Below are 12,241 nucleotides of genomic sequence, written 5' to 3' on the forward strand. Positions count from 1 at the left end.
ACTCCGGCAAGCGATGCAGCTCACGGGCCGCGCGGGAGACCATCGGGAGCAACTCGCCCTTACTCACTGGACGTCCCTCCAGGCCGGTTCTATGCCTGCCAAGGTTCCCGCACGTGGCGAAACGTGAGACAGGTGCCGGCCGCGCAGGTAACCGGCCGCTGTGAAGGCCAGAACCGAAACCACGGCACCGGCCCGGCCGAGTCCTCCCGGATCTCCGCTTCTGCTCCACTCATAGAGTCCGGAAACAACGGCCCGCGGCAGGACCCTGCGCACATAGCGCCTTTCGGGTCCGAGCGCCCTCTTGTGGCCTACCACCTGGCTCACCTGAGCCTTTGACAGGCCTTCAGACCACGACCGGGACAGCATGTAACGGAACGTGCCCCTGCTGGCCGGGACGTGATGGCGCACCACTGCTGCCGGTTCATACACAATTCGGGAACCAGGCGAGCCCATCTTCGAGCGAATGCAGATCTCGGTCTCTTCGCATCCCAGGGGTACGGCACCCTGGCGGCCTAGGGCGTGGTTGAATCCCCCTACCTGACGGAGCACGTCAAGCCGGAAAGACATGTTTGCGCCGATGACGTTCCTGACCTCGCAAGCCACCCGTGGCATCCCCAGGTGGCTGCATCCAACGATCCAGTCCAGCTCCTCGCCGAAATAACCGGGGCGGCCGGCTTCCCAAATGGGCTCCACCCGGCCCCCGACGGCAAGGACGTCAGGATCGTCGTACAGGGCCAGCAAAAGCTCAAGCCAGTCCGGCGCCGCTTCGGCATCATCATCCAGGAAGGCGACAATATCCGTATCAGCCAAACCGACGCCAGTGTTGCGGGCCCCGGAGAGACCCTGCGGCCCCGAGTTCTGGACGACCGTGATGTCATCAACCACCACAAGAAGCCGTTCATAAAGATCAACGTTGTGGTCAATTACCAGGAGAATCTCCTGCGGGCTGACGGTCTGTGCCCTGACTGATTCGATGACATCAAGCAGGTTCGCCCAGCGGTCCTCGGTATAAGTGCAGATGACGACAGTAACGGTGGGCCTGGGAAAAGTCGTCATCTCAGGCTGCTTCCCGCAAGGAAAGGAGGCTCTGGGGGTCGGCGGGCGTCCGGGGGAAACTAACGTTCGCGTACGCATATTTGACGCGTCGCAGAGCCTCAGGACGGGCGCCGGCCGTGGGCGCCTCCCACAAGACGCACTCGCGGGCCATTGTCCCCAACACGCGCCAGCCGTCCCGGAAGGTCTGCAGGTTCGAAGCCCCCGAGATGCGCTCCAGTTCTATACTCGGTACCTCTGCGATCCGGAGGCCCGCTTTGGCCGCCCTGACGATCAACTCCGTCTCGATCTCAAACCCGTCGGATTCAAGCTGAAGGACTTCCAGGCATTCACGCCTGAAGGCAATGTAGCCGTAGCAGAGATCCGAATAATTGCTGTGCAGCACCGCATTCGCCAAGGCCGTCAGTGCCCGGTTACCCGTGCGCCGCAGCCACGTAAGGTCTTCGGACCCGCCGCCGGTAACGTGCCGGGAACCTTTGACAAAGTCGTAGTCGTGCTGGAGGGGGGAAACAAACCAGCCGATTTCCTGGGGGTCCATGCTGCCGTCGGCATCGAGCATGACGATGATGTCGCCGGAGGCTGCAGCGAAACCTGATCGGAGGGCTACACCCTTTCCCTTGCGTTTTTCCTCCACGATCACGACATCCTTGCGGAGGGCCCGCGCAACTCCCACTGTGTTGTCCTGGGAGCGGCCATCTACGATCACTACCTCATCCACGTATGAGGGCATTCGGCGAAGTACCCAAGGCAGGTTCTTCGCCTCATTCAGTGTCGGGATTACTACGCTTACTGACGCTCTCACTATCGACAACGTTGGCTCGGAGAACGTATTCGGAAGCTGGGTGGAAATGGACAAATGCCTCACCACTTCATGACATCGACGGAAATGGACAATGCCGCACTCAGCTTGATGCAAGTGCGCCACTAGTGCTCTATCCGGTCAAGGTCTTGTCTCTGGCCCCAGCCACTCATCGGCCAATGACTCTGCCCGTGACGAAGAGCCTACTTTTGGTCCACCCCGGTATCACCAGTAGTGAGTACTCGCTTTTTATTGAGCCATTTCCATCCGGTCAGTAAGTAACGGGGTTACGGAATGGTGAATTCGTTAGGTATAGGGGTTAGCCATCCCGTGAATATCAATAGGTAGGGGGTTGGTTACACAACCGTCCTGAAGAACAGCTCCGTCACCGCGGCAAGGCGCCAGGGATCCTCCACGCCGCACATCTCGCGGGCGGAGTGCATGGAGAGCAGCGGCACGCCAACGTCGACGGTCCGGATACCCAGCCGGGTGGCCGTCAACGGACCGATGGTGGAGCCGCAGGGGATCGCGTTGTTGGACACGAACTCCTGGTACGGAACCCCGGACTCAGCGCAGAGCCGCGCCCACAAAGCCGCCCCGGTCGCGTCCGTGGCGTAGCGCTGGTTGGCATTGATCTTCAAAAGCGGGCCGCCGTTGAGCACCGGGTGGTTGGCGGGATCGTGCCGCTCCGCGTAGTTGGGGTGCACGGCGTGCCCGGCATCGGCAGACACACAGAACGACGACGCCAGCGCCTGCCGCCGCTGGCTCACCGTGGCGCCGAGGCCGTCGGAGATGCGCACCAGCACATCCTCGAGGATGGGTCCGCAGGCACCCGAGCGCGAGTTAGAGCCGATCTCCTCGTGGTCGAATGCCGCCAGGACGGCGATGGGCATGCCGGCGCCGCCGGCGCCACCAACACCGCGGCCGGGAGCGGAGGCATGTGCGATCAGCGCCGCCAGCCCCGCGTGCGTGGATGAAAGGTTGTCCAGGCGCCCGGAGGCGAAGAACTCACTGTTCCCCCCGAAAACCGAAGGCGCCTGCGTGTCCGCAATAACGACGTCGTACCCGCCAATCTTGGCGGGATCCACGGAGGTGCCGGAAACGTGCGACGCCAGCACCGCCAACAGATCGAAGTCCGCAGCATTCCCCAGTCCCCACACGGGATTCATGTGGCGCTGCTTGTCCAGGGTGAGCCCGTCGTTGACGGCCCGGTCCAGGTGGATGGCCAGCTGGGGGAACCGGAGCATGGGTCCGGTGGCGGCCAGGTGCTCGGTGCCGTCCAGCATCACCAGGCGGCCGGCGAGCTGCAGTTCACGGTCAAGCCACGAGTTCAGCAGCGGTCCGCCGTACACCTCAACGCCGGCCTGCAGCCACCCGTGGGCGCCGGTAGTGGCCTTGGGCTTGAGCTTGAAGGTGGGCGAATCTGTGTGCGCGCCCAGGATATTGAACCCGGTGGCGGGGCCTGCACCTTCCGGCACAACCCAGGCGATCAGCGCGCCGTCCCGGATCACAAAGTACGAACCGCCACCGCCCTCCCAGGGCTGCAGTTCGTCCACGCGGACGAAGCCGGCTTCCTCCAGCCGGCGGCCTGCCTCGTGCACGGCGTGAAAGCTCGACGGCGACGCGCTGACAAAGGCGCCAAGGTCCTGGATGTGGTCTGCGGCGGAGGAAAGAGAAGGCATGCCCCCGAGTCTAAATGGTGACGTTGAGGCCTGCCGTCCCCTAGACGTCGCGTCTCTTCAGCACGATCATCGCTGCCAAGAGGGGGACCACCACCCACACGCCAAGCCAGGTGGCGGCCTGCCACACCTCCAGGGCACCATCGGCGGGTGCCGCCGCCACGATCCTCTCGAAGAGGTTCTCCGGCAGGTACTTCCGCGCCTCTTCGAAGAACTCGCCCGGGATGAGCTGGAAGGCGATGGGGACCACGAAAAAGAGCCCCAACAGGGACATGATCCCCCCTGCGGAGTTGCGCAACAGCGTTCCCAAGGACATACCGATCGCCGCCACTGCCGCCACATACAGCCCGGTGACCCACAGGAGCCGCCGGGAGTGCTCGGACCCGAGGTCGATGTCAAAGCCGTAGCTGTCCAGGATAGGGGTGGCCGCGATGTAGGCCAGGAAGGATGACACCACAGTCACAACGAAGGCACAGACCGTCACCACCAGCAGCTTGGCGATGAAGGCCGGGATGCGTTTGGGGACCGCCGTGAAGGTGGACCGTGCCATACCCGTGGTGAACTCGGAACTCATCAGCAGCACGGCCAGGGAGCCGATGATGAGCTGGGCGAAGGCGATGCCGGAGGTGGGGACCCCCGCCGTCAGGTCGGCACCCTGGGCGGCAAAGGCGGCGGCCGCCTGCGGGTCGGTCTTCGCTGCCTCGGAGAACTGCCCGATGCCCCACGCGTTCAGGGCTGCAAACCCCACCATCACCAGCACGGTGGATCCCACCAGGATCAGGGTGGAGAGCAGGGTCCTGAACTTGATGAACTCCGAGTTGAGGACGCGGAGGAAGCTGGGTCCGGGACCTACGTTGTTGTGCCGGCGGTTGTGCTGCCGGCCTGATTCAAGTGCTGCCGTGCTCATTGCTTTCCTCCGGTCCGGGCGGGCGCCGCAACGCCGGTGGTGATGAGGGAGTGGTACTCCACTTCGTCCTTGGTCAGTTCCATGTACGCTTCCTCGAGGCTCGCCTGCAGGGGCGTGAGCTCGTAGACCATGATCTGGTTGTCCAGGGCCGTCCTGGCAATCTGCCTGGGCGGCAGGCCCTTGACCTCGAGGAGTTCGTGGTCCTGGAGTTCCACGGAGACGCCGTCGTCAGTGAGCAGGCGCATGAGCTGCTGCGGCTGGTCGGTGCGGACGCGGGCGCGTGACTGGCCCTTGCCCGTGATGATCTCGCCAATGGGGGCATCGGCAATGATCCTCCCGCGGCCGATGACAATCAGGTGGTCGGCCGTCACCGCCATTTCACTCATCAGGTGGCTGGACAGGAAAACCGTCCGCCCTTCGGACGCCAGGTACTTCACGAGGTTGCGGACCCAGACCACGCCCTCCGGGTCAAGGCCGTTCACCGGTTCGTCCAGGATGATGGTCTGTGGGTCCCCCAGCAGGGCCGCGGCGATGCCCAGCCGCTGCCCCATTCCGAGGGAGAACCCCTTCACCTTCTTTTTTGCTACCTCGCCCAGGCCGGTCATCTCGATGACCTCCCGGACGCGCTTCCGCGGGATGCTGTGGGTGGCCGCCATGGCCAGGAGATGGTTGTAGGCGGTGCGGCCGGTGTGGACGGCCTTGGCGTCAAGGAGTGAGCCCACCTCGCGCAGCGGGGCGGCGTGCTGCGCGAACGGCACCCCGTTCACGGTCACGGAACCGGCCGTGGGCCGGTCCAGCCCCATGATCATCCTCATGGTGGTGGATTTGCCCGCGCCGTTTGGGCCCAGGAAACCGGTCACGCGGCCGGCCTGGACGGTGAAGCTGACCTTGTCCACGGCGGTCTTATCGCCGTAGACCTTTGTCAGCCCTGTTGCCTCGATCATGAATGTTCCTTAGGACGGCAGCTGTGGACTGCGGGATGCGTTTCAGAAGACTGGTACGCACCACGCTACCGATGGCAGGGACGGTTTTCGCCGGTCTCAGGGATGATTCAGGGGCGGATCAGGGTAGTCCCGTTGATTGGCCGGTCCAGGGGCAGCTAGGGGTGGGGAGAGTAGTAGGCCAAAGCCCGGGGACGGACGGTGTACTCCGCGCTGAGGACCCCGGCCAGCGCCTCGCCGTCCACTGCCAGGGCCATGGGTGACCCGCCGGCGTCGATGCGCACGCGTGCGCCCTCCGACAGGTGGGTGATCCGCGAGGTTGCCACGGTTCCGGTCAGCACTGCCCAGAGCAGCCGCAGCCGGGCAAAGGACTCGTCCGCCGTGATCATGCGGACGTCCAGCACGCCGTCGTCCATCACTGGCCGGAGCAGGGGTGCGTGGTCCCGCGGGTAGTACCGGCCCCGCCCAACGTAGGCGATCCACACTTTGTGCCGCCTTCCGTCGACGGCCAGGGTGGTGGGGGTGCCGGCGGCAAACGTGCGGAACATCGCCACCACGCCGGCCAGCGGCTTGCCAAGGGCGGGCTGCAGCTGCTCCCGGCGGCGGACAAAGTTCGGGTACAGGCCCACGCTGGACGTGTTCAGCATCGTCAGCTGCGCCGTTTCCGGGTTGCCGGCCAGGCCGCGCTCAACCGTGACCATCCCGATGTCGGCCATGGCGGCCTCCCCCTTTGATGCGGCGGCGACCGCCTCCTTGAGGCTCCCGGTCCCGGCGTCCCGGGCGAAGTGGTTCAGCGTCCCGCCCGGGAGGACCAGCAGCGGAAGGGATCTTTCCATGGCGGCGGCTGCCGCAGCTCCCACGGTCCCGTCCCCGCCCCACACACCGAGTGCGCGGGTCCCAGGGTAGTCCGCCGTCTTCCGGATTTCCTCGACCAGGTTCTCTTCCGGCTGGACCGTATTTATGTGCGCTTCGGGGAATACTTCCTGCAGGGCCGCGGCGGTCTCCTCGGTGAAGGATCCGCCAAGCGTGTTCACCACGATGCTCAATCCCTGGCCGCCCGGCAGTTCGGGCGCGTCGGCCCAGGTCCGTGCCACTTGCGGAAAGGCCGGGCGCACTGGCCACCAATGGCGCGTCACAAGGGCAGCGCCGGCACCCAGGGCCGAACCGAAAAGGACATCGGAGGGCCAGTGGGCTCCAGTGTGGATGCGTGAGTACGCCACACCCGCCGCCACGGGAGCAAGTGCGGCGCCAAGGGCGGGCCGGACCAGCCCTACTCCGACGGCGAACGCGACAGCCGACGCCGAATGGCCGGACGGCATGGACGAACTGGTGGGCTGGGGATGCACGAACCGGAACACCGGCAGGTGTTCCGGCAGGGGCCGGGTGCGGGGGAGCAGGGTTTTGAAGATCCCGTTCGTGACGGCGGATGCAACCGCCTGGGCTATGAGGCCATGCAGCGCCGCGCGGCGGGTCCGGCCAGGGAAGGCCGCCATCACCGCCGCGGCACCCATCCAGAGCTTGCCGTGGTTGGCGGAGGCGGACAGGCGGCGGAAGAAGTCGTCATGGTTTCCGCCGGGGAGGTCCGATACATGCCTTAGAAGGTATTTATCAATGCGGCTGATCCAACGATGGCTCCGGCGCCATTTGCTCTGCATGCCCTCACCCTACCGCGCCCCTGCCTGCCGGTCGCCCCGGCGTACAGTGGCGCTTTGCTACTCCGCCTTGATTGGTTTGGCTGCCCCCGCCAGAAGCAGGGCAAGGACGATCGGCGCAAGAATGGCCAGGAGCGCCAGGTGGATTCCCGTGAGGTCGCCAAGGTATCCCAGCAGGGGAGGTCCTGCCAGGAACGAGATATACCCGAGGGTTGATACAACGGACACCCTGGCTGCTGCATGCTTTGGATCATCCGCGGCGGCGGACATCCCCATGGGGAAGGCCAGCGCGGCTCCAACGCCCCACAGTGCCGCACCCACGGCCGCAAGCCATACGTTTCCAGCAAGCACAAAGAGGCAGAGCCCCAGTGCTGCCGCGCCCATGCTGGCCCGCAGCACGGCGGTCCTCCCATATTTGTCGATGACCCGGCCGCCCGTGAACCGCATGGCGGTCATCGCGAGGACAAAGAGGGCAAACATCAAGGCACCCGTGGACTCGGACGTGCCCAGCCCATCCACGGAGGCTTTCGCAATCCAGTCATTGCCCGCGCCCTCCGTCAGCGTCGCCCCCAGGACCACTACGCCGATGAGCAGGGTCCGGCTGTCGCGCCAGGCTGACGGGCCCTTTGCCGGTTTCGGTTCGCCCTCCGGGATTGAGGTTGAAATGTGCGGAAGGAAGTAGCGCGGCGCCGTGAGCGTCACCAGTACCACGATGCCGGCGATGACCAGCAGATGCAGGGGCAGGCCGACGCCGAGGTTGGAAAGGCCGGCCCCGATCAGGGCACCCACAAAGGCACCACCGCTGAACGCCGCGTGGAACTGGGGCATGATGGTTCGCCGCATCTTGTGCTCGACGTCGGCGCCTTCAATGTTCTGGGACACGTCCCACAGGCCGATGGCTATGCCGAAGAAGAACAGGGCGATTGCCGTGCCGGGTACTGATGCCACAGAGAGCGAGGAGGCGATTCCCACGCCCGCAAGGGCAGCGAGGAGCCCGCCGAAGCGCACGGTGTTGGCGGTCCCGATTCTGCCCACCACCAGTCCGGCGGTGGGCAGTGCCAGCAGTGAACCTACGGCGGTGCACAGCAGCAGCGTGCCCATTTGCCCGGAGGTGATCGCCAGGATCTCCGTGACGGCAGGGATTCGGGCGGCCCAGCTGGCGAAAACCAGGCCGTTGATGCCAAAGACCACAAACGTGGCAGCCGCGGCCGCCCTAAGTCCGGCGTCCTGCGAGGTACGCGTATTGCTGCTCATACAATCACTACTTCCAGGGAGAATTTGTCCAGTTGCGTGCGCTCTTCTGCCATCAGACGCTCTCTCACTTGATGCGCCTTTAGACCAAACGCTCCTGCAGTGGGTGAGAGACGGTTTGTCGAAAACCCACATCAACTGATAGAGCGTTTTGGGAAAGGCAACATCAAAAGAGAGAGCGTCCGGTCAGCGGGCGCGCTCCACGCGTTTCTCGTCCCACACCGGTTCGGCCGATTCGTACACCTTGCCGTCGGATCCAAACACCAGGAAGCGGTCAAACGTCCGGGCGAACCAGCGGTCGTGCGTCACGGCGAGGACGGTGCCTTCGAAGTGGTCGATGGCCCGCTCCAGCGCCTCCGCGGAATGCAGGTCCAGGTTGTCGGTGGGCTCGTCGAGGAGCAGCAGCGTTGCGCCGCTCAGCTGCAGGAGCAGGATCTGGAACCGCGCCTGCTGGCCTCCGGAGAGGGACTCGTACTTCTGCTCGGACTGCCCGGCAAGCCCGTAGCCGTCCAGCGCCCCGGCCGCTGCCTCGCGGCCCAGGCCGGAGCGGTGTTCGTCGCCCCGGTGCAGGATTTCCAGCAACGTTTTGCCCAGGAGGTCCGGCCGGACATGGGTCTGGGCGAAGAAGCCCGGGCGGATTCGGGCGCCAAGTTTAACGGTGCCTTCGTGCGGCACTTCGGCAATTTCGACGTCGGAAACGGGCAGGTGCTCCCGCTCCGGATCAGTGCCCCCGGTTGCGAGGAGCCGGAGGAAGTGCGATTTGCCCGAGCCGTTTGAACCCAGGACGCCTACGCGGTCGCCGAACCAGACCTCCGTGGAAAACGGCTTCATCAGCCCGGTCAGTTCCAGCTGCTCCGCTACGATGGCCCGCTTGGCAGTCCGCCCGCCCTTGAGCCGCATCTGCACGTTCTGCTCGATGGGCAGCGCCTCTGGCGGCCCGATTTCCAGGAACTTGGCCAGCCGGGTCTGGGCTGCGTGGTACCGGTTGGCCATGTCGGAGCGGAAGGCTGCCTTGTTCTTGTACATGTTGACGAGTTCCTTGAGCTTGATGTGCTCCTCGTCCCAGCGCTTGCGCAATTCCTCGAACCTGGCGTTCCGGTCCGCCCGCGCTTCCACGTACGAGCCGAAGCCGCCGCCGTGGATCCAGGCGCCAGCACCGTTGATTCCTGGTTCCAGCGTGACGATGCGTCCCGCGGCGTTGTTCAGCAGCTCACGGTCGTGGCTGATGAAGAACACAGTCTTTTTGGACTCGTTCAGCTTGTCCTCAAGCCAGCGCTTGCCCGGAACGTCCAGGTAGTTGTCCGGTTCGTCCAGCAGCAGCAGTTCGTCGGGGCCGGCAAAGAGGGCCTCAAGCACCAGGCGCTTCTGCTCGCCGCCGGAAAGGCTCGACGCCGGGCGGTGCTGCGCGCGGTCAAAGGGGAGTCCCAGCGCGGCCATGCAGACCTCGTCCCAGACTGTCTCGACGTCGTACCCTCCCGCGTCGCCCCAGTCAACGATGGCCTGGGCGTAGCGCATCTGGCTGGGCTCGTCGTCGTTCTCCACCATGGCGAGCTCCGCGTCGTCCACCTCCCGGGCCGCCGCTGCCAGGGCAGGCGGGGCGGCGGACACCAGGAGGTCGCGGACTGTGGAGCCGTCCCGGACCTGGCCCACGAACTGGCGCATGATGCCCATGGACCCGGACCGGCCGATGACGCCTTCGTCCGGTACCAAGTCCCCGGCAATGATCCGGAACAGGGTGGTCTTGCCGGTTCCGTTGGGGCCGATCAGGGCAGTCTTGGTGCCGTCCGGAACCTTGAAGGTGACGCCGTTGAGCAGCTGGGTGCCGTCGGAGAGGAAGTAATCGATACCGGAAACGTCAATATGGGCCACGTGTTCCATCCTCCCACGGCCAAGCCGGCGAATTTTTGTCCAGGGTACGCAGGGATAATCAGCCCGGAAGTCGGCGTACGTGGACAAAAACTCCTACCCGGCGGCGGTGAGGAACTCCTTCAGCAGCGGCCCGGACGTCGTTGCGCCCAGTCCGCCGTCCTCCACGAAGACGGCCACGGCCAGGTCTGCGTGGACAGCAACGATCCAGGCATGCGTCTTCGGGGGATTCTCCTTGCCGAACTCCGCCGTGCCGGTCTTGGCTCCTACCGGAGCACCGGGAACGCTCGCAAGGAAGCCGGCATGCCCGGATGTGACCACGGCACGCATCATGTCCGCCAGGGCTGCGGCCTCCGCCGCCGTGATGGGCTCGCCTGACGCCGTCGCCGGTGCCTCGCCGGTTGCCGTGGCAGACGGCTGGGCGGCGGGTGCGGTGGAACCGCTCGTCGTCCCGGCGGCTGGAGTGCCGCCGTCGGGATTTACCACCAGCTGGGGCGACACGGGAGCGCCCTTGGCCACGGAACCAGCCATCACGGCCGCCGCCAGCGGCGAGAGCAGCACCTTGCCCTGGCCGATCATGGAGGCCGCATGCTCCGTTCCGGCCGCCTCACCCGGAACGGACCCCAGGAACGCTTCGGCCCCCAGTGAAGGGGCTTCGACGGCGATTCCCATGGCCAGGGCGGCGGCCTCAAGCTGTGCCTGGGACACGCTGTCCCGGGCGGCGATGAACGCCGTATTGCACGAATGCGCAAAGGCATCGCGGAGGGTGACGGAGCCGAGGGAGCCCTCCGGGTAGCCTTCAGCGTTCTTGAAAGTGCGTCCGTCCACAGTCAGCGTGGGTGTGCATTCAACCTTCGAGTCAGGGGTCAGGCCGTTGCGGAACATCGCCAGCGAGTCCACCATCTTGAAGATGGAACCGGGCGCGTACTGGCCCAGCATGGCTGTGTTGTAGCCGTTGCTTCCGGGACCGGACGCCACGGCCAGGACGGCACCGCTGGACGGGCGCAGCGCCACGATGGCGGAGGCCGGAGCCACGTCCTCCAGGGTGCTTTCGGCCAGCGACTGCAGCTTCGCGTCGATGGTTGTCTTCAGCGGCGTTCCCGGTGTGGGTGCCACTTCGAAGAGGACCCGCCGGGGGTCCGTTGCGGCGGACTGGATCTGCTCGCGGGTCAGGTCCGCGCGCTGGGCACGGATCACGACGGCGTCCGTCCCCCTCAGCTGTTCGTCGTACTGTTGCTGCAGCCCACCGATGCCTGTCACGTCCCCGGCAGTCAGGGCACCCTCGGAGGCCTCGATCTGCTCCGCCGTGGCCTCGCCGACAGTGCCGAGGACGGCGCGGGCGAAGGTCCGGCTGGGTGCCAACGGCACCGAGGCAGGAATGGCACGGGCACCGGGAATGGCTGCAATTTGTTCGTTGGTGATGGTCCTGCCCTCTTCCCGCAGCGTGATCGCGGAAACGAAGGCTTCTGCTCCGGAGGCCTGCACCTGCTGGACGTAGCCGGCCGGGTCAACCCCGACGAGGGCGGCGAGCTTGGCGGCAGAGTCTGCGGGATCGGCGCCCACCAGCTGGGGCTTGTCAATGCCGACGTTCACCACCGGCCGGTAGGTGACCAAGGGTGCGTCACCGGCTCCGAGGATGTCCGCGCGCTGCGGGGACTGGGAGCCTTTGGACAGGACCTCGCTGTCGGCCAGGCCGGGCACCAGGGTGGCGGGGTCCCAGACCGCGAGCCACTTGTCCCCGGACTTCCGGAACTTGGCCGGGACCGTGTACTTCCACTCCGCCTCGCCGAATTTCCACGTGTAGTTCAGGGGCGCTGAGGCGTTGTCCCCGTCGAGGGTTACGTCTCCCGCTTCAACCGCCGGCTTCTGTGGTTCCAGTGCGGCGAAGACGCTTCGCAGCTGGTCATTGGCGGCCGCGGCGTCCTTGCCGTCGAAGGCCACCGGCCCCACATCCAGCGACGAAACGGCGGTGGCGAACTGCTGGACTGCCGCCTCAGCCCCGCTCCTGCCGTCGTCGCAGGCCACCAGCGAGGTTCCCAGGATCAGCACAGCGACGGACACAGAAAGTTTTGTTGAATTCCCCATCCGGCCAT

Annotated in this window: 9 protein-coding genes; all 9 read right to left on the minus strand. The window is 65.6% G+C overall.

The window, feature by feature from the left end; translation table 11 throughout:
• Nucleotides 1–63: 63 nt before the first annotated feature.
• Nucleotides 64–1,056: a glycosyltransferase family 2 protein gene (locus KTR40_RS18850; protein WP_139027225.1), complete on the minus strand. Its 993-nt coding sequence runs from the start codon at nt 1,054–1,056 to the stop codon at nt 64–66.
• 1 nt (nt 1,057) lies between these two features.
• Complete coding sequence (locus KTR40_RS18855) at nt 1,058–1,783, minus strand: glycosyltransferase family 2 protein (RefSeq protein WP_240793528.1); 726 nt, start codon at nt 1,781–1,783, stop codon at nt 1,058–1,060.
• 425 nt (nt 1,784–2,208) lie between these two features.
• The gene (locus KTR40_RS18860; protein WP_228404793.1) at nt 2,209–3,534 is read right to left on the minus strand and encodes a M18 family aminopeptidase; all 1,326 of its coding nucleotides are present in this window, start codon (nt 3,532–3,534) and stop codon (nt 2,209–2,211) included.
• Nucleotides 3,535–3,574: 40 nt separating this feature from the next.
• Nucleotides 3,575–4,438: an ABC transporter permease gene (locus tag KTR40_RS18865; protein WP_228404795.1), complete on the minus strand. Its 864-nt coding sequence runs from the start codon at nt 4,436–4,438 to the stop codon at nt 3,575–3,577.
• A complete protein-coding gene (locus tag KTR40_RS18870; protein WP_228404797.1) occupies nt 4,435–5,382 on the minus strand; it encodes an ABC transporter ATP-binding protein in 948 nt (315 codons plus the stop codon). Before KTR40_RS18870 ends, KTR40_RS18865 begins: the two co-directional genes overlap by 4 nt.
• A gap of 155 nt (nt 5,383–5,537) precedes the next feature.
• Nucleotides 5,538–7,034: a bifunctional phosphatase PAP2/diacylglycerol kinase family protein gene (locus KTR40_RS18875; protein WP_228404799.1), complete on the minus strand. Its 1,497-nt coding sequence runs from the start codon at nt 7,032–7,034 to the stop codon at nt 5,538–5,540.
• Between the two features lie 57 nt (nt 7,035–7,091).
• Entirely contained in the window at nt 7,092–8,285 is a 1,194-nt protein-coding gene (locus tag KTR40_RS18880; RefSeq protein WP_228404801.1) for an MFS transporter, read from the minus strand.
• Nucleotides 8,286–8,468: 183 nt separating this feature from the next.
• Nucleotides 8,469–10,151, minus strand: coding sequence for an ABC-F family ATP-binding cassette domain-containing protein (locus tag KTR40_RS18885; RefSeq protein ID WP_139027232.1), 1,683 nt, complete (start codon nt 10,149–10,151; stop codon nt 8,469–8,471).
• Nucleotides 10,152–10,244: 93 nt separating this feature from the next.
• Complete coding sequence (locus tag KTR40_RS18890; RefSeq protein ID WP_139027233.1) at nt 10,245–12,233, minus strand: penicillin-binding transpeptidase domain-containing protein; 1,989 nt, start codon at nt 12,231–12,233, stop codon at nt 10,245–10,247.
• Nucleotides 12,234–12,241: the final 8 nt, after the last annotated feature.

The sequence above is a fragment of the Pseudarthrobacter sp. L1SW genome (assembly GCF_020809045.1).
Lineage (GTDB): Bacteria > Actinomycetota > Actinomycetes > Actinomycetales > Micrococcaceae > Arthrobacter.

Bases quoted from the DNA above. Each gene is read 5' to 3' on its own strand.
- KTR40_RS18850 (WP_139027225.1), bottom strand. From the start codon at position 1,056: ATGACGACTTTTCCCAGGCCCACCGTTACTGTCGTCATCTGCACTTAT.
- KTR40_RS18855 (WP_240793528.1), bottom strand. From the start codon at position 1,783: ATGCCCTCATACGTGGATGAGGTAGTGATCGTAGATGGCCGCTCCCAG.
- KTR40_RS18860 (WP_228404793.1), bottom strand. From the start codon at position 3,534: ATGCCTTCTCTTTCCTCCGCCGCAGACCACATCCAGGACCTTGGCGCC.
- KTR40_RS18865 (WP_228404795.1), bottom strand. From the start codon at position 4,438: ATGAGCACGGCAGCACTTGAATCAGGCCGGCAGCACAACCGCCGGCAC.
- KTR40_RS18870 (WP_228404797.1), bottom strand. From the start codon at position 5,382: ATGATCGAGGCAACAGGGCTGACAAAGGTCTACGGCGATAAGACCGCC.
- KTR40_RS18875 (WP_228404799.1), bottom strand. From the start codon at position 7,034: ATGCAGAGCAAATGGCGCCGGAGCCATCGTTGGATCAGCCGCATTGAT.
- KTR40_RS18880 (WP_228404801.1), bottom strand. From the start codon at position 8,285: ATGAGCAGCAATACGCGTACCTCGCAGGACGCCGGACTTAGGGCGGCC.
- KTR40_RS18890 (WP_139027233.1), bottom strand. From the start codon at position 12,233: ATGGGGAATTCAACAAAACTTTCTGTGTCCGTCGCTGTGCTGATCCTG.